Raw genomic sequence first — 23,668 nt, forward strand, 5'->3', positions numbered from 1 at the left:
AGCAGGCCTGGCGCCGCGGACCTATTCGGCCGCAGCTCCGGCCACCGTCCCGGTGACCGGAACGGCAGCCTTGGCCGGGCTCGCCTGGGCTTCCCAGGACACGGCGATGTCGCCGGTGACGAAGGTCTGGCAGGCCATGCGGTAGCCCTCGCCAAATTGCGCCTCCGACAGGTGCTTGCGCTCTTTTGGCTTGATGGCGTCGGTGAACTCGAGCCCGCGCTCGATCTTGCACTTGCAGGTGCCGCACAGGCCGCCGCCGCACTTGAAGGGGATGCCGCCTTTCTCGCGCAGGGAAACGCGCAGCAGGTTGCTGTTCTCGGGGGCGCTGACGACCTTGCCGTCGTTGCTGACAAAGGTGATTTCAATCATGGAAACGGTCCGATGGCATGAGGGGGCTGCCCGGCGCTGTGCCGGTCATACTCGGTGGATTCAGTCGGTCGCTCGCCAGTCACGCGCATGGACATCACGCTTGACCAGCGTGATGTCCATGCTGCCGAAGGTGGCCAGGCGCGTGAGCTCGTCGCGTGCGCCCTGCAGCGTGTCGAACTGCTCGAGAAACTTGGAGGGCACGTAGTTGATGGTGGGGGCCGGGCGGCTCGCGGCATCGACGTCTTCGCCGAACTCCTCCACAACCTTCACCTTTACCGGGTGCGCCATTTCGGCGATGACGAAGTGCGCCGTCCTGCGGCCGTAGAAGAGATAGTCGTAAGCCTCGACGGCCACCAGGCCCTCTACCAGTTCGGTGCGAAACTGCCCCGGCTTGCTGCTGAGTATTACGTACATGACTGCGCTGCCTGGTGGGTGCTGATGGATTACTGCGCGTTGCCCGGGACGCTGGCTTGCAGGACATTGGCCCCGCCGCTGGCGGTGGCTGCGCTTTGCACTGGCAGTTCGTCCTGGATCAGCTCGATGTCATGCTCCAGCCAGATCTGGCAGGTCAGGCGATAGCCTTGCTCCAGCCGTTCTCCGAGCTGCTTCTTTTCCTTCCAGTTCGGCGGCGGCAGGTGCTCGGCGCCGGCGATCACGCGGCACGCGCATTTGGAGCACTTGCCCATGCCGCACTCGTAGCGCAGGTTCGGATACGGAAACTGCTTGATCCCGGCGCGCACCACCAGGTTGGTGCTGGGCTTGACCTCATCCTCGAAGGTCTGGCCGTTCTTGTGAAATACAACTTTAGGCATACAACGTTTCCGCAAGCGGTCTGGTCTGTCAGGGGCGGCCGGGCGGATGCGCACCGGCCGCGCGTCATCGCACGATCTGGCGGCTGCTTCAGGCAGCCATATCCAGTTCAGGCAGGGGGATTTCCTGCGCGACATAGTCGTGATAGAGGGCGGTGGTGTAGAGCAGGCGCATCTGGGCACCGATCTCGCAGATCTTGAGGCAGCGCTGCTGCAACTCCGGGGTGTTGGCGTGTTCCAGCACGATCTGGTAGCCGCGTTCGCCGTGGATTTCATCCGAGACGATGTGCAGGTCGAAGAACTCGACTTCTTCGTCGGTGAAGTTGTACTTGTCGCGCAGGGTGGGGGTCTGCTTGCGGTAGATCGACGGCACCTGGGATTCCAGGCCAACGACCAGTCCGGCGACGGCCACGACGGGGTCTTCGCGCATGGCCACGGCGTAGCACCAGCTTTGCAGGCCACGGGTGGTGGGCGACATGTTGTCGGGGTCGACCACGCGCTCGCGGGTGGTGCCGCAGGCTTCGGCAAAGCGGATCAGGAGGTCGGTGTGGCGGTCGCCGCCGATTTCTTCCTCATACATATTGGCCAGCAGGAAGTCCTTGGCTTCGGTGAAGCGGTCGGGGGTGCGGGCGTAGATGTAGGCGAGGTAGTCGGCGAAGGGGCCGACGTAGTGATAGTGGTTCTCGGCCCAGCGGGCGAGGTGGTCGCGGGAGAGCTTGCCGCTGGCCCAGGCCACGCTGAAGGGGGCTTTGTTGGCGCTCTTGCCCTTGATGGCATTTTCAAGGGCGGCACGGAAATCATCACGGTTCATCAGTTCGGCCATCGGGGGCTCCTGGGGGAACGAGTTCAGGGTTGTGGGGGACTGCGTAGCATCGTCCGGAAGCGATCTGCTTGACCGGTCATCGTTTTGATAATTGTATACTATCTACAATTAGAAGAAAGGGGTAGTGGTCGATGGTGACAATATGCAGGCCGCATGCCGGCAGGCCCACGTAACGTGAATCAAGCGGCTCTGGCTTCACCCGCGGCCTCGATCTGCCGGTAGGCGAAGCCCGCCAGCGCCACGTCTTCCAGTCCCACGCCCACGGACTTGTAGATCAGGATGTCCGTGTCATTGCCGCGCGGCTTCACGCTGCCGGTCACCACATCGGCTAGCTCGACGACCTTGTCGGCCGGCAGCACGGCGGGATCCGCCAGCACGATGTCCCCGGCCTCGCGCATGGATTGGGGGCGCCACTCCACTACCAGCCGGGCCGCGCGGGAGAGCGCCACGTCGTCCAGCTCGCGGGTGTGCGGCAGGCTCGACCCGATGGCCGCGACGAAGGCGCCGGGCTTGAGGGAATGGCCAGAGAACAACGGCGTGGTAGAGCGCGAGGCGGTGACCACGATATCGGCCTGGGCCACGGCCTGGTCCGGCTCGGCAAGGTCGACCGGGATGCCGCAGTGCCGCGCCAGGCGCTCGGGCATGGCGGCATCGGCATACGGGTCGGACAGCAGGATGCGCTTGAGCGGCAGGGCGGCGGCGAGCTGCCGGGCATGCTGCACGCCTTGCGTGCCGGCGCCGAACAGCGCCAGCACTTCGGCTCCCGGCCGCGCCAGGTGCCGGGCGGCCAGCACCGAGCAGGCAGCGGTGCGCAGCCGGGTGATCGCGCCCGCATCGAACGATGCCAGCGGCCGGCCGTCCTCGGTGGAGAAGATCAGGATGACAAAGGAAAACTGTCCCTTGATGGTGGTGTAGACCTTGGCGCCGGCCACCTGCTGCTCGGGAATCACCGCGCCCAGCGTGGACAGCTTGACGCCGCCGGCCTCGGTACGGATACGCTCCTGCATGGCGGCCTTGCCTTGGCCGAAGCTGCGGAAAGCGTCCAGCATCACTTGCTGGGCGTCAGCGGGGCTGACGTGGCGGTCGATCATCTCATCGGTGATATGCAGCATGGTCTGTTTCCTGGCGTAGCGGGAATGGAGGGGAGCGTAGGGTCTAAGGTGAGGCGAGGTGTGGCGTCAGGCGGGCAGGGCGAGCTTGACCAGTACGCCAATGGCGCCGGCCGTGCACAGCGCCAGCAGCAGCTTGCGCACGGCCTTGGCCGAAAAGCGGTTCTTGAGGTGATTGGACACCGCAAAGCCGATCAGCAGCATGGGCGACAGGCTCAGGCTGAGCCACAGGTCCACCAGCCCGAAACGGCCGGCGGCAGCCAGCATGGCTAGCGAAAACGCCGCACCGGCGCACAGGATGCAGCCGATGGTGGCGCGCAATTGCGGCGGCGGCAGGTGCTGCATGACGATGGCAAAGGGCGGCGCGCCCGCCGAGGTGACCGTGCCCATGAAGCCGGAGGCGGCACCCGCCACCGCCATGTTCAGGCCGGATGCCTGCACCCGCCAGCCCAGCAGGCTCAGCGCCACTGCAGCCAGGATCGACAGCGCGAACACCAGCGCCAGCACTTCGGCCGGCAGTTGCGTCATCGCCGCCACCGCCACCACCGTGCCCGCCGCACGGCCAGCCAGCGCATTGCCCGCCGTGCGCCAGGCAATGGCACGGAACTCGCGTATCGCACCCAGCAACGAGACCAGCCCGCCCATGGCCAGCAAGGGGCCCGGGGCCAGTTGCGGGAAAAACAGCACGGCCACCGGCGCCGACACCATCGAGAAGCCGATCCCGCCCACGCCTTGCAGGCAGGCGCCGCACAGGATCAGCGCACCCATCAGGCCGAATTGCCAGGCGGTGGTGCCGGCGGGAAGAAGGGTGGAAAGTGTCATGGCGGCTTGGATTGAAGTCAGGGATCGCACGCTGCGCCATCGGCGATGGCATCTTGATGGTGCGATGATTTGGTATACAGTCTACATAAAATTCAAGTGGAAGACATCTTGAATAGGCAGAATGGACGCCGCTGGCTCGCAAAAGGTGCCTGACATCCCCGTTTTAGCGCGAAAAATAAGGGTTTGCACCAGATTGGGTGGATTCCCTAGTCCCGGTAGATTTCGCTTGTTTTGATGCAGATCAAGAATATAGTATACGTTCATGGGGCAGCCATAGCCCCGCAAGACAAAACGATGGTCTCTACAGATAAAGATCCAAGGGGAATACATGCAACACGAAGCGGTGATTGGCGCAGCACACTGGATCTACCTGGCGGGCGTGGCGGTGATCGTCCTGACCATGATCCTGCGAGCCAATGTGGTCGTGCCGTCGATTCTGGGTACGTTTCTGGTGGTGTTCGCGCTGACCGGTAGCCCGGTCTCGGCGCTGGGAGGCATTTTTTCGGCAAGCCTGGTGGCGGCCAAGGAGTTGTTCAACATCTTCCTGGTCATCGCTTTCATGACGGCGCTGCTCAACTCGCTGAAGACGCTGCGCTCGGATATCCGCATGGTGGAGCCGTTCCGGGTGGTGATGAAAAACGGCCATTCCGCGTTCTTCATCCTGGCCGGCATTACCTACGTGATTTCGCTGTTCTTCTGGCCCACGCCGGCGGTGCCGCTGGTCTCGGCCATCCTGCTGCCGGCAGCGATCGCGGCCGGCCTGCCGCCGCTGGCGGGCGCCATGGCCATCGCGATTGCGGGGCAGGGCATGGCGTTGTCGTCCGACTATGTGATTGGCGTGGCGCCGGGGATCAGCGCCAAGGCAGCCGGCGCCGCGGTCAGCGCGGTGGTGGTCGCTGATCGCGCGCTGGTACTGTCGATCATTACCGGCGCCATCGCGCTGACCCTGGCCTATCTGTCGATGCGCAAGCACATCGTGCCTGCCAGCGGCGCCTTGCTGACCCATTGGCAAGCGCGCGCGGGCGGCGCCGTGGAAAAGGCCGAGCACGCAGGCACCTTCGACAAGGCCGAGATCGCGCGCGGCACCGAGCACGACGAGCCACTCGTCACCGATGCCAATATTGAGCGCAGCCTGGCCATGGTGGCGCTGCGCCGCGTCAAGTGGTCGAAGTGCTTCGCGGTGGTGACGCCGCTGGCCTTCCTGGCGGTGGTGGCCGTGATGGTGCTGCCGAAGATGGGTTCGGGCCTGCCGGAGTTGAAGGGCGGCGATGCGGCCGCGCTGGTTGGCGGCGTTGCGGCGCTGCTGATGATGCTGGCCACGCTGGCGGCGGAAGGCCCGCGCAAGATGCTCGATGTGTGCCCCGAGCACATCACCGATGGCTTTGTCTTCGCCTTCAAGGCCATGGGCTCGGTGCTGCCAATCGCCGGCTTTTTCTTTGTCGGCGCCGGCGAGACCGCGGCGCAGATCCTGGGCGTCAGCGCCGACAAAGCCCCCAGCCTGCTGTTCGAGCTGATCCAGGCTTACCAGCACATGATTCCGGATAACCATGTGCTGGTGGCGTTCGGCGTGCTGCTGGTGGGCATGATCACTGGCATCGACGGCTCGGGTTTTGCCGGCTTGCCGCTGACCGGCACGCTGGCCGGCGCGCTGGGCCCGGTGGTGGGATTCGATTCCGCCACGCTGGCGGCAATCGGGCAGATGGGCGCGGTGTGGACGGGCGGCGGCACGCTGATCGCATGGTCCTCCCTGATTGCGGTGGCCGGATTTGCCCGGGTGCCGGTGCTCGATGCGGTGCGCGCCTTGCTGTTGCCGGTGCTGATCGGGCTGTGCGTATCCACCGTTTGCGCCATGTTCCTCTGGCGCTGAACCTGTCGCACTGAGCGGCAAGAAGCGAGGCCATCCGTGCCTCGCTTTTTTATTCCTGAAGCGCGAATACTCTCTTCACAAAAACAGTAGATAGTATACAATCTACATAAAGGTATCGGATGGCACGGCTAAAGCCACCCGGACCACGCTACGCAGTCCCCACAACCTTGAACTCGTTCCCCCAGGAGCCCCCGATGGCCGAACTGATGAACCGTGATGATTTCCGCGCCGCCCTTGAAAATGCCATCAAGGGCAAGAGCGCCAACAAAGCCCCCTTCAGCGTGGCCTGGGCCAGCGGCAAGCTCTCCCGCGACCACCTCGCCCGCTGGGCCGAGAACCACTATCACTACGTCGGCCCCTTCGCCGACTACCTCGCCTACATCTACGCCCGCACCCCCGACCGCTTCACCGAAGCCAAGGACTTCCTGCTGGCCAATATGTATGAGGAAGAAATCGGCGGCGACCGCCACACCGACCTCCTGATCCGCTTTGCCGAAGCCTGCGGCACCACCCGCGAGCGCGTGGTCGACCCCGACAACATGTCACCCACCACCCGTGGCCTGCAAAGCTGGTGCTACGCCGTGGCCATGCGCGAAGACCCCGTCGTGGCCGTCGCCGGACTGGTCGTTGGCCTGGAATCCCAGGTGCCGTCGATCTACCGCAAGCAGACCCCCACCCTGCGCGACAAGTACAACTTCACCGACGAAGAAGTCGAGTTCTTCGACCTGCACATCGTCTCGGATGAAATCCACGGCGAACGCGGCTACCAGATCGTGCTGGAACACGCCAACACCCCGGAGCTGCAGCAGCGCTGCCTCAAGATCTGCGAGATCGGTGCCCAGATGCGCCTGCTCTACACCACCGCCCTCTATCACGACTATGTCGCGCAGGAAATCCCCCTGCCTGAACTGGACATGGCTGCCTGAGCCTGCCCCTGGGCGGAATCGCGGCATTGCATTGGTATTGACGGCCCCGCCCGGGGCCTGACCGGATGAAAGGCTTGGACATCATGGCAGTGGCAAAGACAGACGAATTCAACAACTACATCAACGGCGAATGGTCGAAGAGCGCCAGCGGGCGCACCTTCGACAACGTCAACCCGGCCGATACCGGCGATATCGTCGGCCGTTTCCAGGCCTCGACCGCGGATGACGCGCAGGCCGCCGTGGCCGCAGCCGCTGCCGCGTTCGACGCCTGGAAGAAAACCCCCATCTCGAAACGCGCCAAGATCCTCAACGGCGCCGCCGATTACCTGGAAGCCAACGCCGAACAGATCGCCGAGGAACTGACCCGCGAAGAAGGCAAGGCACTCAACCTGAGCAAGGATGAAGTGCTGCGCTCGGCGCAGACCATCCGCTTCTATGCTGTGGAAGGACAGTCTTTCTCCGGCGAGACCTATCCCCAGGACGATCCCGACATGATCGTCTACAGCCAGCGCGAGCCACTGGGCGTGGTGACCGTGATCTCGCCGTGGAATTTTCCGGTGTCGATCCCGGCGCGCAAGATTGCCCCGGCGCTGATCGCGGGCAACACCGTGGTGTTCAAGCCTTCGTCGGACGCGCCGCTGAGCGGCTACCGGCTGGCGCAGGCGTTTGTCGAAGCCGGCATCCCCAAGGGCGTGCTCAATTTCATCACCGGCCGTGCCGGCGACGTGGGTGCGGCCATTACCGAAGCCCCAGCGGTGCGTGCGATCTCCTTTACCGGCTCCACGGCGGCTGGCCAGCATATCCATCGCTCGGTGTCGCTGAGCACGCGCACGCAGATGGAGCTCGGCGGCAAGAACCCGCTGATCGTGATGGAAGACGCCGACCTGGATCGCGCGGTGGACCTCACCATCAAGGGTGGCTTGTCGCTCAGCGGCCAGGCCTGCACCGGCACCAGCCGCGTGCTGGTGATGGCTTCGGTCAAGGCCGCCTACACGGAGAAATTGCTGGCCAAGGTCAAGACCCTGAAGATCGGCAGCGGCATGACGCCCGGCATGGACGTGGGCCCGCTCGCCACCCGCAAGCAGCTCGAAACGGTGCTCGGCTATGTGGAAGCGGGCAAGGCCGAAGCCACGCACCTGTGCGGTGGCGACCGCCTGGGCGGCGAGGCATACGACAAGGGCTTCTATGTCTCGCCGGCCGTCTTCACCGGCGTTACCCAGCAGATGCGCATTGCTCGCGAGGAAATCTTCGGGCCGGTGATCGCCATCATCGAGGTCAGCAGCTACGCCGACGCCATCGCCAAGGCCAATGACACCGAGTACGGCTTGTCGGCCGCCATCGTGACCAGCAACCCACGCTATGCGCATGATTTCGCGCATGACATCCAGTCGGGCACGGTCAAGATCAACCGCACCACCACGGGCAACCTGATCAACGCGCCGTTCGGCGGCCTCAAGCAATCCAGCACTTCCACCTTCCGCGAGTCGGGCCGGGCAGGGCTGGAGTTCTACACGCAGATCAAGACCGTCTACCGCGGCTGCTGAACCAGCGCGCCCGCAAACCAACGGGCATTCACGCAGCATTCACGTATCGAGCAGGAGCAGGACATGAGAAAAGCCATCAAGCTGGAACTGAAGGAAGCCCGTCACATGGTGGCGGCAGCCATCCGCAAGTCCGAGGAAATCGGCGTGCTGGAATCGATCTGCGTGGTCGACGACGGCGGCTACCCGCTGGTGCTGGAGCGCATGGACGGCGCGCGCATCACCGGCCCGCAGATCGCCTGGAACAAGGCTTTCACCGCCGCCGGCCACAAGCGCTCGACCCACCTGTTCAACCAGGCGCCGAACGGCCCCGCGCTGCCGGGTAATGAAGCCTTCGGCATCCAGTGGAGCTTCGAAGGCAAGTTCGCCGTGTTCGTAGGCGGCTTCCCGATCGTGGTCAACGGCGAAGTCATCGGCGGCATCGGCCTGAGCGGCGGCAACGGCGAGCAGGACACCGCCGCAGGCGTGGCAGCGCTGCAGGCCCTGCAGGAACTGCTGGCCGGCGACGACCTGAAGGTGCTGGCAGAGGCCGATATCAAGAAGTAAATCCAGACCCAGCAACAGCCCCGAAAACCGCGCAAGAGCAGCGATGCGAAGCGAGCGGCGTAGGTGTACCAGGCCGTATGGGGCGCCTTCTTTGCCTACTTTCTTGGCAAGACAAGAAAGTAGGTCGCCGCCCCGCAGGGGTGGTGAAACGGCCTTTGACTTTAGGCTTTGGGTTTTAGGTTTTAGATCTAGAAGCCCATCCCCCCACGCATTCCGAGTCCACCATGTCCTACCGCATCCATCTCCTCGAATCCCAGCAATCGTTCGAAACCAGCGCCGGCGAAACGGTACTGGACGGCGCCCTGCGCGCCAATGTGCAGATGGCGCACGACTGCCGCTTCGGCGGCTGCGCCACGTGCCGCGTCAGGCTGGTCGAAGGCGCGGTGGCCTATGACGAGTACCCCATGGGCCTGACCCCGGAAGAAGAGGCCGAAGGCTTTGCGCTGGCGTGCCAGGCGCGGCCCACCAGCGACCTGGTGATCAGCACCGCGCGGCCAGGCGAGCCATGTGCCGAGCCCGCGCGCCACACCGCGGTGATCCGCAAGATCGCGCCGCTCAGCGCTGACGTGGTGCACCTGACGCTGGAGCTGCCGCAGGCGCAGGCGCTTGACTACCGTCCCGGCCAGTACCTCAAGATCTTTACCGGTGACGGCATCGCGCGCAGTTTCTCGATGGCGTCGGTTCCCAAGGACCGCACGGTGGACCTGCACGTGCGCCGTATTCCTGGCGGCTACTTCACCGAGCGCTTGCTGGCGGGACTGCGCTCCGATGATCAGCTCGACGTGGAGCTGCCGCTGGGCGGCTTCTATTTCCGCAAGGACGACTATCGCCCGCTGGTGATGGTGGCCACGGGCACCGGGCTGGCGCCGATCAAGAGCATCCTCGAATCGCTGATGGACGATCCCGATTGCCCGCCGGTCTCGCTGTACTGGGGCATGCGCACCCAGGCGGACCTGTACCTGCACGAACAGATCCAGGCGTGGGGCGCGCGGCTCTACGATTTCCAGTACGTGCCGGTGCTCTCGCGTGCCGACGGCGCATGGAGCGGCCGGCGCGGCCACGTGCAGCACGCCGTTGCCGCCGACCTGCCGGACCTGTCCGAGCATGCCATCTACCTGTGCGGCTCGCCCGACATGATCCGCGACGCCCGCGAGACCTTTCTCGGGCTCGGCGCCAGCGGCGCGCATATCTACGCCGACAGCTTTACATTCCAGCGCAGCTGAACCAGCGCGCGCGGGCTGGCCAAGGCCGGCCCGCGCGCCCACAAGACGAACATGTCCGACGACCACGGCAGTGTTCCACCCGCCTACCCGGCGGACCGTCCCGGCGCCAGCCTCGGCTCGCGCCATTCGCCGCTGTTTTCGCAGGTGACCGATACCTTGCGCCAGCGCATTGTCGGTGGCGTGTACCGCCAGGGCGACCGCCTGGTGGAGCACACGCTGTCGGCCGAACTGGGCGTGTCGCGCGTGCCGGTGCGTGAGGCGCTGCGCGCGCTGGCGGCCGAGGGGCTGGTTCGCATCGAGCCGCGCCGGGGCGCGTCGGTGGCGTGCCTGTCGGAGCAGGTGGCCCGGGAGATGGTGGAGGTGCGCGCCACGCTCGAAGGCCTGAACGCCAAGCTGGCCGCGCAACGGCGCGATCCCCGGCTGGTCGCCGAGTTGCAGGAGGTCTTGCGCCAGGGCAGCGCGGCGGCATGCGGCGGCGAGGATGCGCGCCTGCTCACGCTCAATTTCCGCTTTCACGAAGTGCTGGGCAATATCGCCGCCAACAGCGTGCTGCAGGAGATGATGCGCTCCTTGCGCGAACGCACCGGACTGGTGTTTGCGCCCGCGCACCGGCAGCGCGCGCAGCAGAACTGGGACGAGCACGCGCAGATCCTGCGGGCGGTGATTGCCGGCGACGCCGACCTTGCGTCGCTGCTCGCCACGCGCCATGTGTACAGCGCGGCGGAGGCGGCAACGCCTGCTGGCCCGCAAGCCTAGGCCCCTGGCCCCCAGCCCCTCAGTGACGCAGCGCCACGGCAATGGCATGGTCCAGGTGTTCGATGCCGAAGGTCACGTCCTGTATTGCCCCATTGACGAAGAATGCCGGCGTGCTGCGCACATGGCTGGCAATGCCGCCTTGCTGGTGCTCGCGCACGCGCTGCAGGTAGGTGTGGGCCTTCATGTCGTAGTCATAACGCTCCAGGTCCAGTTCCAGCGTAGCGGCGTACTCCCGCAGCATCGCCGGCTTGATGCCATGATGTTGCTCGAAGATCTGCTGGTGCATCGGCCAGAACTTGTGCTGGGCCGCCGCGGCCTCGGCAGCCTCCGCGGCGGCTAGCGCCAGCGGGTGCCAGGCCGTCAGCGGGAAATGGCGGTACACAAAGCGCACGCGGTCGTGGTAGCGGGCAAGCAGGATCTTCACGCCGCCGTAGGCCAGGCGGCAATACTGGCATTCGAAGTCGCCGTACTCGACCACGGTGACGTGGGCCGAGGCAGGCCCCAGTACATGGTCGGTCTTTTCAACGGGTGTCGACAGCATGACATTCTCCTTGCAGGATTGGCGCATGGGGGTTGGCCTGAGCGTGTGCCGGGCGCCGGGCACCCCTCAAGGAATGAACAGCTTGTCGATATAGCACCAGCGCCAGGTTTCGCCCGGCTCTAACGACTGGATCACCGGATGCTCCGTGGCCAGGAAATGCCGGGTGGCGTGCTGGTTGGGCGAGTCGTCGCAGCAGCCGACATGGCCGCAGCACAGGCACAAGCGCAGGTGCACCCATTCGTCGCCGCTGCGCAGGCATTCCTCGCAGCCTTCTGCGCTGGGTGTGACGGGATGGCTCAATGCAAGGTGCGCACACGCCGTTGTCATTGCGGTACTCCAACGTTGGCCCCGGCAGGGCGGGCCCGTGCCGCGCGCGGATGAGCCAGGGTCTTTTATTGTAGGCGGCGAAGATGCGAAGGGAAGCGCGGCAGTCACCGCGCGGCGCGCTTGCTTCGCCTAGACTCAACGAATGGCCTGTTGCGGCCTGAAGTCCCGATTTCGTATTTCGTCATTTTTCATTTCGAATTTGGCATTGCACTCAGGAGGATGTCATGACCTGCAAGATCCAGGTGGTCTTCTACAGCATGTACGGGCACGTCTACAAAATGGCGGAGGCCGTGGCGGCGGGCGCGCGCGAAGTCGATGGCGCCGAGGTGACGTTGCTCCAGGTGCCGGAACTGGTGCCCGACGCCGTGCTGGAAAAGAGTGGCGCCAAGGCCGCCCGGGCGGCTTTCGCCCATGTGCCGGTGGCGGAGCCGGACAAACTGGCCGACGCCGATGCCATCCTGTTCGGCACCCCCACACGGTTTGGCAATATGTGCGCGCAGATGCGCAATTTTCTCGACCAGACCGGCGGGCTGTGGATGAGCGGCGGGCTGGTGGGCAAGGTCGGCAGTGTCTTTACCAGCACCGCCACCCAGCACGGCGGCCAGGAGACCACGATCACCAGCTTCCACACCACGCTGCTGCACCAGGGCATGGTGATTGTCGGCGTGCCCTACGCCGAAGCGCGGCTGCTGGACATGAGCCAGATCACGGGGGGCACACCCTATGGCGCTTCCACCCTCACGGCCGCCGACGGCTCGCGCCAGCCCAGCGAGAACGAACTGGCGATCGCAAAGTATCAGGGCCGGCACGTGGCCGGCATAGCCGCCAGGCTCGCGGCGCGTTAGCCGGGCTGCTGGCCGCGGCCGGATGGCTGGCGGGCGGGTTCAGGTTCAGGCCACTCGCTCGTTCTCCACCTCGGCCAGCACTGCGTCCAGGGTGTCGGCCAGCAGGTCGGCGTGCGCTTCGGTGAACACCATCGGCGGGCGGATCTTCAGGATGTTGGCCGCTTCGCCGGTGGCACCAACCAGCACGTGGCGCCGCCGCAGACCGTTGACGATGCGCGCCGTGCGCGCGGTCGCGGGCCGCGCGGCATCGCCGTCTTCGACAAACTCCACCGCGACGAACAGCCCGGCCCCGCGGATATCGCCGATCAGTGGATGCCGCTGCGCCACGCCTGCCAGCCGCTCGCGCAGGTACTTGCCCACGCGCCGCACCTGCGTCATGAGATGCGTCTGCTCGATGACGTCAAGCACCGCCATGCCGGCGGCGACAGACACCGGGTTGCCGCCGAAGGTATTGAAGTAACGGCACTCGCGCCCAAACGCCGCCAGCACTTCGGGGCGCACGGCCAGCCCGGCCAGCGGATGCCCGTTGCCCATTGGCTTGCCCATGGTGACGATGTCCGGCACCACGCCATGCCGCTGGAATCCCCAGAACGCCTCGCCCGTGCGCCCCAGGCCGGGCTGCACCTCGTCGGCGATGAACACGCCGCCGGCCGCGCGGATGGCGGCGACCGCATCGTTCAGGAAGCCGGGCGGATCGCAGAAGATGCCGTCGCTGGAGAACACGGTATCGACCAGCAGCGCGGCGGGGCGGATGCCATGCGCGCGCAGGTCCTCGATGGCTTGGCGCACACCGTCGGCAAAGACAACACCGAGCTGCGCCGGCGCAACGCGGTAGCTGTCCGGTGCCGGCACGGTACGCACGTTGTCGCCAAGCTTCACGTAGCGCCCGAGCGAGGGCGATGCTTCGGCAATGGACGCGGTCACGCCATGGTAGGCAAAGCGCGTGATGATCAGCCCTTGCGCGCCGGTGTGGGCGCGCGCGATGCGCATCGCCAGGTCGTTGGCCTCGCTGCCGGTGCAGGTGAGCATGGCATGGCCCAGCGCGTCCGGCATGGTGGCCAGCAGGCGCTCCGCGTAATCCAGGATGCCCTCGTGCAGGTAGCGTGTGTGCGTGTTGAGCTGCGCCGCCTGGCGGGCGATGGCTTGCACCACCTGTGGATGGCAATGGCCGACCGATGCCACATTGTTATATGCATCGAGGTAGCGCTCGCCGTTGGCGTCGTAAAGCCAGACGCCATCGCCGCGCACGATGTGCAGCGGCTCCTCGTAGAACAGGCGGTACGCCGGGCCGAGCACGCGGGCGCGCCGCTCGGTCAGTGCTGCAACGCTAGGGGTGGCTGCTGCCGTGGTCATCGGATTCCTTGGTGTCGTGGTCACGCCATCCCGCAGGCGCGGCGCAGGACGGAGCGTGCTTGTTCGGTGGGGATCGCGTCGCAGGCTGCCAGCCGGTCCCAGGAGACCGCGTTGTTGCGCAACAGGTAAGGCGCGTTTTCCGGATGCCGCGCGGCGCGCCAGCCACTGATGGCTACCACCATCACCAGCCGGGCCTGCACCAGGTCGAACAGCACGTCGACCTCATCGGCTTGCAGCGGCAGTACCGTGTGATAGGTGGCGGCAAAGTCCGCCAGCGTGGCCATCGTGTCGCCGGCGGGGTCAACCTGATAGGCGGCGGCAACGGCCAGGTCGTCGATCAGGGGCGCATGGACCATGTCGCCAAAATCCAGCACGCCCGCGATGCGCGCATGGTCTTGCGGATCGACCAGCACGTTATAGATATTGAAGTCGTTGTGGATCGGCTGGGCCCGCAGGTGCGCCAGCCGGGGCTGCACATTGGCGGCAAAGCGATCCAGCGCGCGGTTTGCCAGCGTGCGGCGCGCCGCGTCCGGGACGCTGTCGAGCAGGCCGCGCACGCGGTCGGCGCGCTGGATGTCCCACGGCAGCTCCAGCTCGCCGGCGGGATGGCGGAAGTCGCGCAGCGCCAGGTCGAGCCGGGCCAGCGTGCGCGCCAGCTCCCGTGCCTGCGCTTGCGAGCGCTGCGCCTTGGGCAGCGGCACGCCAGGCAGGTAGCTGAACAGGCGCACCACACGCGCTTCGCCACCGGGTGGCTGGGCGATCAGCGATGGCTGGCCCGCCAGGGTTGGCACGATGCGCTGCACGGGCAGGGCGGGGTCGGCCGCGGCGATGTGCAGCAGCGCCTGGGTCTGGAAGTCCGCCACCAGCGGCAGCTCGGCCGGGTGGGATACCTTGAGCATGTAGCTTGCCGCGGGCGTTTCCAGCAGGAAGTTCCGGTCGCGCTCGCCGCTCAGCGGGGAGAGCCGGCCCGCCAGCCCGTAGTGCTGCGTGAGCAGCGCCATCGCCCACGTCACAGGGACTTCGGGCGAGCCTTCGCTAAGCACATCGGCGGCAGCAAGTGCCGCGCTTGCCGGCCCGTTCATGCCGCGCTCGCGAAGCCGCGCAGCGCGCTGGACAGGTTGGGCCCGAGATCGTCGGAGAGATACCCGCCTTCCTGCACCAGCACCGTCGGCAGGCCCAGCCGCGCGATTTCCGCGGTGATGAGGGCGAAGCCGGGCGTGGTGACGGCCAGCGCCTGGTACGGGTCGCGCTCGTGCGCGTCCAGCCCCAGCGCCACCACCAGCGCGCCGGGCGCGAAGGCGCGGATGCTCTGGCACACGTCGCGCAGCGCTGCCAGGTAGGCCTCGTCGCCGGTGCCGCGCGCCAGCGGGCGGTTGATGTTGTAGCCGAGGCCCTCCGCCTCGCCGCGCTCGTGCGCGTGTCCGGTGAAGAAAGGCGTGAACAGCATCGGGTCGCCATGCAGCGACACGGTCAGCACATCGTTGCGCCGGTAGAAGATGCCCTGGGTGCCGTTGCCGTGGTGCATGTCGATGTCGAGGATGGCGACGCGGTCATGGTGGCGGCGCAGGTGCTGCGCGGCAATGGCGGTGTTGTTCAGGTAGCAAAAGCCGTTGGCGCGGTCCGCATAAGCGTGGTGGCCCGGCGGGCGGCACAGCGCATAGGCGGCGCGTTCGCCGTCGGCGACCAGTTGCGCGGCGTGGGTGGCCACGTCGGCTGAGCCGACCGCCGCTCGCCAGGTGTTGGGCCCGATGGAGCAGGCGGCGTCGCCCATGTGGAAGCCCGCCTGGCCGACCACGCTGTCGGGATAGGTGCAGGGCTGCCCGGGGAACGGATGGATGTTGGGCAAGACCTCCTCGGAGGCGTCGGGCAGCAGTTGCCAGCGGTCGTACGCGGTTTCCAGGAAGCGCAGGTATTCCGGCGTGTGGATCGCGGCGCGCGGGCCGGGGCCGTGATCGGCGGGGGCAATCACGTCGTGGCCATCGGCACGCACCGCTGCCAAGAGGCGCAGGGCGCGCTCGGGCTGCTCGTTGCTGCGTTTCATCTTGCCGCGCACCATGAACGCGTGCGGGTCGTGGTCGAGATGCAGATCGCTGTAGACGACTTTCATAGGACGGACTCCATCGGGGGCGCCTCGGCGGCGCCTTGTTTTTGCATGAACACCGCCCGGACATGGACCCAGGCGTCATCGATATGGAAGCGCACCGCGGCTTGCGCGGCGGCTTCGTCGCGCCGCGCAATCGCCTCGGCAATGGGGCGATGGGTCTCGGCCACGGCCTTCGGGTCGTGGTACACGCTGTCGATCAGCGCCACGATCATGCGGATCTCCGTTTGCATCATGGAGAACATGCGATGCAGGTAAGCGTTGCCGGACAGCTCGCAGATGGCCGTGTGGAACGCCAGGTCGCGCGCCACGCGCTCGATCTGCGGCAGCGATTCGGCGTCCTGCACCATGCGGTCGACCATGGCCACGAGCTGCTTCAGCCCGGCCTCCGGCGCCTGCTTGCAGGCGAGCGATGCGGCCATCAGCTCCAGATTCAGCCGTACCTGGAACAGGTCGTCGATCTCGCGCACCGTCACCGTGCGCACCGCAAAGCCATGGCGCGGGCGCGAGACCAGCACGCCCTGGCGCTCCAGCCGCCGGGCCGCCTCGCGCACCGGCGCGCGGCTGACATTCATGCGGCGGGCGATGTCGGCCTCGACGATGCGGCTGCCGGGCGGGAGCCGGCCTTCGACGATGGCCTGGGTGAGTTGCGCCTCCACCGCCGCCACCAGGTCGGAGACTTCGATGGAGGCAAAGGGCGAGGATTCGTCGAATGCGGAATCAGACATGGGCTTAGTCCTTGGGTCGGGCTACGACCGGCTTTACCAGCGGTGCTGGCGGCGCGGGCGGCGCCTGCCGCCCGCGCAATGCGAGGTAGCCGCCCGACAGCATGATCAGCACGATGCCCGCCAGCGCGATGCCATCGGGCGGGCGCTGGAAGACAAAGGTACTGATCAGCACGGCGAGCAGCAGTTGAAAGTAATTGAGCGGCGCGAGCGTGGAGGCGGCAACGCGCCGGAAGGCGGCCAGCAGCAGCAGCTGGGCCAGGCCGCTGCAGGCGCCACCGGCCATCATCAGCAAGATGTCGGGCGCGGGCGGCATGACCTCAGGCAGCGTCGCCAGCGCCGGCACGCCGGTCACCACCAGGCAGATCAGCGCGGTCCAGGCATAGAGCACCGGCCCGGCGACCACGCCGGCCAGCCGGCGCGTCAGCAGCTGGAAGGCGGCGTAGCATACGGCCGAGACCATCATCAGCACCGTGCCCACGAGCGGCAGGTCGCCGCCGGGCCGCACGATCAGCAGCATGCCGCCAAAGCCGGCCAGCACCGCCGCCCACTGGGCGCGTCCCACCCGTTCGCCCAGCACCGCCGGCGACAGCGCCACCATGATCAGCGGCGCGGTGAAGTAGATGGCGGTGGCCTCTGCCAGAGGCATGTGCACCAGCGCGGCCATGAAGCAGCTCGCCACGATCCCAAGCGCCAGCCCGCGCGCCAGCAGCAGCCACTTGCAGGGCGTGCGCCACAGCTTCAGGTCGCCTTCGCGCACCAGCCACACCAGCGCGATGACGCTTACCGACACATAGCGGGTGAGGTTCATCATGGGCGCCGAGTGGTCGCGCAGCATCCATTTGCAGAAGGCGTCGTAGCTGGCAAACGCCACCAGCGCGCAGAAGAACAGCGCGATGCCATCGCGGCGCGCACTCGCCGTGGTGAGCCGTAGCGAAGGATTGGCCGGGCCGGTCATCAGGCTGCAGCCTTGTTGCCACCATGGCCGCTATTGCTTCCCTTGCTGCCGGCCGGGAGCTCACGCTCCAGCGCCACCATGGCGCGCTCGAACCGCGCGAACAGCTCGTCGATCTGCGCCTCGGTGATGATCAGCGGCGGGCAGAACGCAATGGTGTCGCCCATGGCGCGCACGATCAGGCCGTGCTCCTGCGCCAGCTGAGCCAGGCGCGGGCCAGCCTTCAGGGCCGGGTCGAAGGCGCGCCGCGCCGCCGGATCCGCCGCCAGTTCGACCGCGCCCAGCAGGCCGACCCCGCGCACCTCGCCCACCAGCGCTCGCCCGGCATAGGCCCGCAGCGCTTGCTGGAAGCGGGGCGCGATGGCGTTCACGTGATCGAGGATGTGGTCATCCTCATAGACGCGCAGCGTCTCCAGCGCCACCGCCGTGGTGACCGGATGGCCCGAGTAGGTGAAGCCGTGGCCGAAGGTGCCGATCTTGCCGCTGTTGGCGGCAATGGCCGCGTGCACCTTCTCCGACACCATCACCGCCGAGATCGGCATGTAGCCGGAGGACAGCGCCTTGGCGCAGGTGAGGATGTCGGGCCGCATGCCGTAGGTGGTGGAGCCGAACATCGCGCCGGTCCGGCCAAAGCCGCAGATCACCTCGTCGGCGATCAGCAGGATGTCATGGCGGCGCAGCACGGCCTGGACCTCGGCAAAATAGGTGGCCGGCGGCACGATCACGCCGCCCGCGCCCATTACCGGCTCGGCGACAAAGGCGCCGATGGTGTCCGGGCCTTCCGCCTGGATCAGTGCCTCGAGCTCCTGCGCCAGGCGGCTGGCGAACGCCGCCTCGCTCTCGCCCGGCGCGCCGTAGCGGTAGTGGTGCGGGCAGCCGGCGCGCAGGATGCGGTCGATGGGCAGGTCGAAATCGCGGTGATTGGCCTGCAGGCCGCTCAGGCTCGCCGCCGCCACGGTGACGCCGTGATAGGCGCTGGTGCGCGCGATGATCTTCTTCTTGTCCGGCTTGCCGATGGCGTTGTGGTAATACCAGACCAGCTTCACGGCGGTGTCGTTGGCCTCCGAGCCGGAGTTGGCGAAGAACACCTTGGACATCGGCACCGGCGCCATCGCGACCAGTTTCTCGGCCAGCATGATGGCCGCCGGGTTGGAGCGATGGTTGAACGTGTGATAGTAGGGCAGCGTGCGCATGGCCTGCACGCCGGCCTCGATCACGCGCGCATGGCTGAACCCGAGCGAGCTGCACCACAGGCCGGACATCCCTTCCAGGTAGCGCTTGCCCTGGTCGTCCTCCACATAGATGCCGTCGCCTTTGGTGATGACGAGCGGGCCGACGCCGGGGTGGGCGGCCAGGTTGGTAAAGGGATGCAGATGGGCCGCGATATCGTCTGCGGCAAGGGCGGCGTGGGAGGGCAAGGCGACGGTCATGTCAGTGACGTCCTGTTGTTGGTATCGGGTGTGTCGGAGTGCTGGGGCAGCGGCATGCCAAGGTCAAACGCGTCAATATCAATATCCCTGTGCCGGGTCGACTGCCACGGCAGGTCGCTGCCCGCGGCGCAGCTGGGCCAGATTATCCAGCGTCTGGCGCGCGATCGTCGCCGGATCGGTGCGGGCCGCCACATGCGGCGTGACGTTGATGCGCGGATGCCGCCAGAACGGATGCCCGGATGGCAGCGGCTCGTGCTGGAAGGCATCCAGCGTGGCCGCGCCCAGCGTACCGTCGTCCAGCGCGCGCAGCAGGTCGGCCTCGACCAGGTGGCCGCCCCGGCCTACGTTGATCAAGTGCGCGCCGCGCGGCAGGCGGGCGAACAGGTCCGCGCACAGGAAACCCTGCGTCTGCGCGGTGAGCGGCAGCAGGCAAACCAGCGCGTCGCAGCCCGCCAGGAAGGCATCCAGGCCGTCCTGGCCGTGGAAGGCTTCCACGCCCTCGGGCAGGTCCGCCTTGGGGCTGCGGCTCCAGCCGCGCACCGCATAGCCCACCGCCTGCAGCGCGCGGGCGCTGGCAATGCCCAGCGTGCCCAGCCCCGCAATGCCCACCCGGTGCCGCGACGGCGCCACGATGGGCTGCTCTTGCCACTGCCCGGCCGCCGCGCTGGCCAGATAGGCGCCCATGCTGCGCTGGTGCTGGATCACGGCCCACGTCACGTAGGCCGTCATGGTGCCCGCCATGGCGGTATCCACGATGCGGCAGACGGTTGGCCCTGGCGGCAGGTCCGGATCGCTGCGCAGGTGGTCGATGCCCGCGCCCAGCGACTGCACCAGGCTCAGCTTGGGCATGGCCGCCAGCAAGCCGGGCGGGGGCGCCCAGCAGACCGCGGCATCGATGTCGTCAAGCGTGCCCAGGTCGGCGCCCACGCGCAGGTCCAGCCCGGGCGCCGCCGCGCGGAAGGCGGGTACCAGGTAGTGCATGTCGAGCACGCTGCTGAGCAGTGCCACACAGGGAGGCTTGGTTGTCGTCATGTCCATCTTGTTGCGTGTTCCGGCCAGATTGTCGAGGTCGGTGCGGGTCATGCGTAGCCCCCGACCGCTTGCAGGCGGGCTGGCTCTGGTGTTTCTGGTGTCTCGGGTGCCTGCGCTGCCTCCTGCACCCGGGTCAGGCGCGGGATGGCTTCGATCAGCTTGCGCGTGTAGGCATGCTCGGGTGCGCTCAGCACGCGAGCCGTCTCGCCGTACTCGACCACCTCGCCGCGCTGCATGACGGCGATCTTGTCGCACATCTGCGCGGCCACGCGCAGGTCGTGGGTGATAAAGACCATAGCCAGCTTGAACTGCTCGCGCACTTTGGCGAACAGCTCCAGCACCTGCGCCTGCACCGACACATCCAGCGCGGAGACGGGCTCGTCCGCCACCAGCAATTCCGGCTGCATCGCTAGCGCCCGGGCAATGCCGATGCGCTGGCGCTGCCCGCCGGAAAACTCATGCGGGTAGCGCTCGGCCGCCTCCGGCCCCAGCCCGACCAGCCCGAGCAGCTCCAGCGTGCGCGCCTGTGCCTCCTGGCGCGATACGCCCTGCGCGATGGGGCCGGCAGCGATGGCCGCACCGATCCGATGCCGGGGATTGAGCGAGGCATAAGGGTCCTGGAACACCATCTGCAGCTTGCCGCCCGCGCGCTGCAGCAGCCCGCCGCCTTGGGACAGGTTGCGCCCGTTGATCACGATGCGGCCGCTGTCGAACGGCGCCAGGCCCACGATGCAGCGGCCCACCGTCGATTTGCCGGAGCCCGATTCACCCACCAGCCCGAGCGTTTGCCCGCGCAGCAGCTCAAAGTTCACGTTGCGCGCGGCTTGCACCTCGCGCCCGCGCCGCAGCAGGCCGCCACCGGTGCGGTAGGTCTTGCACAGGTCCTGCACCTGCAGCACGCGGTTGACCTCCACCTGCACGGGCGGCTGGCGCAGGTGCCCGCCGGGAATGGCGCTGATCAGCTTGCGGGTATAGGAATGCTGCGGATCGGTCAGCACGCGCGCGGCCGGCCCGGTCTCGACGATGGTGCCGGTCTGCATCACCACCACCTGGTCGGCGATCTCCGACACCACGCCGAAATCGTGCGTGATGAACAGCACGGCCATGCCGCGCCGCTTTTGCAGCTCGCGGATCAGTTGCAGGATCTGCGCTTGCGTGGTGACGTCGAGCGCGGTGGTGGGCTCGTCGGCGATCAGCAGGCGCGGCTCCAGCGCCATGGCGCACGCGATCATCACGCGCTGGCGTTGCCCGCCCGACAAGCGGAAGGGGTAGCTGTCATACAGCAGCTCCGGATCGGGCAGGCCCACGTCGGCCAGCGCCGCCACGATGCGCTTGCGCTTCTCGGCCGCGCCCAGCCGCTGGTGCGCGTCGAACACTTCGGCGATCTGGTCGCCGATGCGCATGACCGGGTTGAGCGCCGTCATGGGTTCCTGGAACACCATGCCGATCTTCTGCCCGCGCAGCTCGCGCATGGCGTCGTCATCCAGCTGCAGCAGGTCCTGGCCCTCGAACAGGATGCGTCCGGCCACCGGCTCCACATGGGGCCGCGGCAGCAGGCCCATCACCGCATTGGCGATCATGGACTTGCCGGAGCCGGACTCGCCCACCACGCACAGCGTCTGGCCCGCTTCCAGCGTCAGCGAGGCTGCCTGCACCGCCAGCGCGCGGTCGCCGCCAGCAGGCAGGCGGATGCTCAGGTCCTGGATATCTAGTACCGGTGTGCTCATCGTCCACTCCCGCCAAGGCGCGCATTGAGCGCGTCGTTCAGGCCTTCGCCCACCATATTGAGCGCGAGCACCGTCAGCAGGATGGCCGTGCCGGGGAACACCGCCATCCACCAGGCCTGGCGCAGCACGGTGCGCGCCGAGCCCACCATATAGCCCCAGCTCATGTGGTTCGGGTCGCCGAGACCCAGGAAGCTCAGGCTGGATTCCAGCAGGATGGCGGTCGCCACCATCAGCGAGGCCATCACGACGATGGGCGAGCTGGCATTAGGCAGGATCTGCGACAGGATGATGCGCGGTGTCGATTGCCCGGCCAGCTTCGCGGCTTGCACAAAGTCGCGCTGGCGCAGCGTGAGGAACTCGCTGCGCACCAGGCGCGCCACCGGCGGCCAGGACACGATGGCGATCGCTGCCACGATGGAGCCGATGGACGGCTCGAAGATCGCCACCAGCACCAGCGCCAGCGCAAAGCTCGGCACCGCCTGGAACAGCTCGGTGAAGCGCATCAGCGCCGCATCGATCCACCCGCCGAAGTAGCCGGAAATGGCGCCCAGCGTCACGCCGATCAAGAGCGAGACCACCGTGGACACCACGCCGATCAGCAGCGAGATGCGCGCGCCGTGGATCACGCCCGCCAGGATGTCGCGCCCCATGGTGTCGGTGCCCATGGCAAAGCCGGGTTCCTGCATCGGTTGCAGGAACGGCTGCTGCACCATGTCCCAGGGATCATGCCCGGCCATCCACGGCCCGAACAGCGCGAGCACGGCAAAGCCCACCAGTACCACCATGCCGAGCACGGCTGCCTTGTTGCGGCAGAACCGCCGCCAGAAAGTGTTTTTCATTGCATCTCGATCCGCGGGTCGACCAGCGTGTAGACAAAGTCGGTCAACAGGTTGAACAACACGGCCATGGCCGCGGTGACCAGGAAGCAGCCCAGCAGCAGGTTGTAGTCACGCTGCAGCAGGGCGTCGAACATCAGGCGGCCAATGCCCGGCCAGGCGAACACCGTCTCGGTCAGCACCGCGCCGCCGATCATGCCGCCGGCCTGGATGCCGGCCAGCGTCACCACCGGCAGCAGGGCGTTGCGCAGGATGTGGGCGCGCTGGATGCGCCCGGGCCGCACACCCTTGGCGCGCGCGGTCTTGACGAAATCCATCTGCGCCACCTCCAACATCGAGGCCCGCGTCATGCGCGCATACACCGCCATGTAGAACAGCGCCAGCGTGAGCGCGGGCAGCACCAGGTGCGTGGCAATGTCGAACACCAGCGCCAGGCCATGCAGGTCCGCCCCCACGGTGAAGTAGCCAAAGCCGGGCAGCCAGTCGAGCTTGACCGAGAACAGCAGCACCGCCATCATCGCCAGCCAGTACAAGGGCGTTGCATAGAACACCAGGGCGAACAGGGTGATGGCGTTGTCCACCCAGCTCCCCGCGCGCCGGCTAGCCCACGCCCCCAGCACCACGCCGAACAGCACGGAGAGCAAGAAGGCGCTGCCGGTCAGGATCAGCGTGGCGGGCAGGCGCTGCAGGATCAGGTCCAGCACCGGCTGCTGCTGGCGGTAGGAGTAGCCCAGGTCCAGGTGCACCACGTGGCCAAGGTAAGTGGCAAGCTGCTCCGGCACCGGCTTGTCCAGCCCGAACTGCGTGCGCAACTGCGCCACGAACTGCGGGTCGGAGGCCCCGGCCTCGCCAGCCATCACCGAGACAGGGTCTCCCGGCGCGGCCCGGATCAGCAGGAAGTTGACGGTCGCGATGACCAGGATCGCGATCACGCCCTGTACCACCCGGCCTAGCATGCGCTGCGTACGACTCATGGCTTTGCCCCAGAGATAAAGATGACTGCCA

The 23,668-nt window shown here is 67.0% G+C and carries 25 protein-coding genes; 7 read left to right on the forward strand and 18 right to left on the reverse strand.

Annotation, left to right across the window (positions count from 1 at the left end; genetic code table 11):
• Positions 1–21 precede the first annotated feature (21 nt).
• The 6 genes from AC07XB_RS32590 to AC07XB_RS32615 form a co-directional block, all read right to left on the reverse strand.
• The gene (locus tag AC07XB_RS32590; protein WP_492374647.1) at positions 22–369 is read right to left on the reverse strand and encodes a 2Fe-2S iron-sulfur cluster-binding protein; all 348 of its coding nucleotides are present in this window, start codon (positions 367–369) and stop codon (positions 22–24) included.
• A gap of 60 nt (positions 370–429) precedes the next feature.
• Positions 430–783, reverse strand: a complete 354-nt coding sequence (locus AC07XB_RS32595; protein ID WP_492831527.1) for a ferredoxin — start codon at positions 781–783, stop codon at positions 430–432.
• A gap of 29 nt (positions 784–812) precedes the next feature.
• Positions 813–1,181, reverse strand: a complete 369-nt coding sequence (locus tag AC07XB_RS32600) for a 2Fe-2S iron-sulfur cluster-binding protein (protein WP_492374649.1) — start codon at positions 1,179–1,181, stop codon at positions 813–815.
• A gap of 88 nt (positions 1,182–1,269) precedes the next feature.
• A complete protein-coding gene (locus tag AC07XB_RS32605) occupies positions 1,270–2,001 on the reverse strand; it encodes an iron-containing redox enzyme family protein (RefSeq protein ID WP_416052223.1) in 732 nt (243 codons plus the stop codon).
• Positions 2,002–2,180: 179 nt separating this feature from the next.
• On the reverse strand, positions 2,181–3,113 hold the full coding sequence (locus tag AC07XB_RS32610; RefSeq protein ID WP_492831528.1) for an ornithine cyclodeaminase family protein: 933 nt from the start codon (positions 3,111–3,113) through the stop codon (positions 2,181–2,183).
• Positions 3,114–3,179: 66 nt separating this feature from the next.
• The gene (locus tag AC07XB_RS32615; RefSeq protein WP_416052225.1) at positions 3,180–3,932 is read right to left on the reverse strand and encodes a sulfite exporter TauE/SafE family protein; all 753 of its coding nucleotides are present in this window, start codon (positions 3,930–3,932) and stop codon (positions 3,180–3,182) included.
• 328 nt (positions 3,933–4,260) lie between these two features.
• Between AC07XB_RS32615 and AC07XB_RS32620 the strand changes: the two genes are divergently transcribed.
• The 6 genes from AC07XB_RS32620 to AC07XB_RS32645 all read left to right on the forward strand — a co-directional run bounded on the left by AC07XB_RS32620 (position 4,261) and on the right by AC07XB_RS32645 (position 10,791).
• The gene (locus AC07XB_RS32620; RefSeq protein ID WP_492374650.1) at positions 4,261–5,799 is read left to right on the forward strand and encodes a hypothetical protein; all 1,539 of its coding nucleotides are present in this window, start codon (positions 4,261–4,263) and stop codon (positions 5,797–5,799) included.
• 194 nt (positions 5,800–5,993) lie between these two features.
• Complete coding sequence (locus AC07XB_RS32625) at positions 5,994–6,725, forward strand: iron-containing redox enzyme family protein (protein WP_416052223.1); 732 nt, start codon at positions 5,994–5,996, stop codon at positions 6,723–6,725.
• 83 nt (positions 6,726–6,808) lie between these two features.
• On the forward strand, positions 6,809–8,269 hold the full coding sequence (locus AC07XB_RS32630; RefSeq protein WP_492807001.1) for an aldehyde dehydrogenase family protein: 1,461 nt from the start codon (positions 6,809–6,811) through the stop codon (positions 8,267–8,269).
• Between the two features lie 63 nt (positions 8,270–8,332).
• On the forward strand, positions 8,333–8,812 hold the full coding sequence (locus AC07XB_RS32635) for a GlcG/HbpS family heme-binding protein (protein ID WP_035867076.1): 480 nt from the start codon (positions 8,333–8,335) through the stop codon (positions 8,810–8,812).
• Positions 8,813–9,036: 224 nt separating this feature from the next.
• A complete protein-coding gene (locus AC07XB_RS32640) occupies positions 9,037–10,035 on the forward strand; it encodes a 2Fe-2S iron-sulfur cluster-binding protein (protein WP_492807003.1) in 999 nt (332 codons plus the stop codon).
• 51 nt (positions 10,036–10,086) lie between these two features.
• The gene (locus AC07XB_RS32645) at positions 10,087–10,791 is read left to right on the forward strand and encodes a GntR family transcriptional regulator (protein WP_492376784.1); all 705 of its coding nucleotides are present in this window, start codon (positions 10,087–10,089) and stop codon (positions 10,789–10,791) included.
• A gap of 19 nt (positions 10,792–10,810) precedes the next feature.
• On the opposite strand, the gene AC07XB_RS32650 is transcribed toward AC07XB_RS32645, so the two are convergent.
• Together AC07XB_RS32650 and AC07XB_RS32655 are read right to left on the reverse strand one after the other, a co-directional pair.
• Positions 10,811–11,332, reverse strand: a complete 522-nt coding sequence (locus AC07XB_RS32650; protein WP_492831529.1) for a DsbA family protein — start codon at positions 11,330–11,332, stop codon at positions 10,811–10,813.
• Between the two features lie 66 nt (positions 11,333–11,398).
• The gene (locus tag AC07XB_RS32655) at positions 11,399–11,659 is read right to left on the reverse strand and encodes a UBP-type zinc finger domain-containing protein (RefSeq protein WP_492831530.1); all 261 of its coding nucleotides are present in this window, start codon (positions 11,657–11,659) and stop codon (positions 11,399–11,401) included.
• A 224-nt stretch (positions 11,660–11,883) separates the two neighbouring features.
• On the opposite strand from AC07XB_RS32655, the gene wrbA reads away from it, so the two are divergent.
• Complete coding sequence (gene wrbA / locus AC07XB_RS32660) at positions 11,884–12,504, forward strand: NAD(P)H:quinone oxidoreductase (protein ID WP_174428029.1); 621 nt, start codon at positions 11,884–11,886, stop codon at positions 12,502–12,504.
• A gap of 45 nt (positions 12,505–12,549) precedes the next feature.
• On the opposite strand, the gene AC07XB_RS32665 is transcribed toward wrbA, so the two are convergent.
• The 10 genes from AC07XB_RS32665 to AC07XB_RS32710 all read right to left on the reverse strand — a co-directional run bounded on the left by AC07XB_RS32665 (position 12,550) and on the right by AC07XB_RS32710 (position 23,637).
• The gene (locus AC07XB_RS32665; RefSeq protein WP_492831531.1) at positions 12,550–13,857 is read right to left on the reverse strand and encodes an aspartate aminotransferase family protein; all 1,308 of its coding nucleotides are present in this window, start codon (positions 13,855–13,857) and stop codon (positions 12,550–12,552) included.
• 20 nt (positions 13,858–13,877) lie between these two features.
• On the reverse strand, positions 13,878–14,939 hold the full coding sequence (locus AC07XB_RS32670) for a phosphotransferase (protein ID WP_492831532.1): 1,062 nt from the start codon (positions 14,937–14,939) through the stop codon (positions 13,878–13,880).
• Positions 14,936–15,964 (reverse strand): histone deacetylase family protein, encoded by a 1,029-nt coding sequence (locus AC07XB_RS32675; RefSeq protein ID WP_183032683.1) that lies wholly within the window; start codon positions 15,962–15,964, stop codon positions 14,936–14,938. Before AC07XB_RS32675 ends, AC07XB_RS32670 begins: the two co-directional genes overlap by 4 nt.
• Positions 15,961–16,686: a GntR family transcriptional regulator gene (locus AC07XB_RS32680; protein WP_492372084.1), complete on the reverse strand. Its 726-nt coding sequence runs from the start codon at positions 16,684–16,686 to the stop codon at positions 15,961–15,963. Before AC07XB_RS32680 ends, AC07XB_RS32675 begins: the two co-directional genes overlap by 4 nt.
• Before the next feature lie 4 nt (positions 16,687–16,690).
• Positions 16,691–17,641: a DMT family transporter gene (locus AC07XB_RS32685; RefSeq protein ID WP_492831533.1), complete on the reverse strand. Its 951-nt coding sequence runs from the start codon at positions 17,639–17,641 to the stop codon at positions 16,691–16,693.
• Positions 17,641–19,068, reverse strand: a complete 1,428-nt coding sequence (locus AC07XB_RS32690) for an aspartate aminotransferase family protein (protein WP_492831534.1) — start codon at positions 19,066–19,068, stop codon at positions 17,641–17,643. The genes AC07XB_RS32685 and AC07XB_RS32690 overlap by 1 nt, the downstream gene beginning before the upstream one ends.
• A 78-nt stretch (positions 19,069–19,146) precedes the next feature.
• On the reverse strand, positions 19,147–20,151 hold the full coding sequence (locus AC07XB_RS32695) for a 2-hydroxyacid dehydrogenase (RefSeq protein WP_492372087.1): 1,005 nt from the start codon (positions 20,149–20,151) through the stop codon (positions 19,147–19,149).
• Positions 20,148–21,827 (reverse strand): dipeptide ABC transporter ATP-binding protein, encoded by a 1,680-nt coding sequence (locus AC07XB_RS32700; protein ID WP_492372088.1) that lies wholly within the window; start codon positions 21,825–21,827, stop codon positions 20,148–20,150. Before AC07XB_RS32700 ends, AC07XB_RS32695 begins: the two co-directional genes overlap by 4 nt.
• A complete protein-coding gene (locus AC07XB_RS32705; protein WP_174428021.1) occupies positions 21,824–22,666 on the reverse strand; it encodes an ABC transporter permease in 843 nt (280 codons plus the stop codon). The genes AC07XB_RS32700 and AC07XB_RS32705 overlap by 4 nt, the downstream gene beginning before the upstream one ends.
• Positions 22,663–23,637: an ABC transporter permease gene (locus AC07XB_RS32710; RefSeq protein ID WP_043354633.1), complete on the reverse strand. Its 975-nt coding sequence runs from the start codon at positions 23,635–23,637 to the stop codon at positions 22,663–22,665. The genes AC07XB_RS32705 and AC07XB_RS32710 overlap by 4 nt, the downstream gene beginning before the upstream one ends.
• Positions 23,638–23,668 lie beyond the last annotated feature (31 nt).

Source organism: Cupriavidus sp. GW821-FHT02F09, from assembly GCF_059421605.1.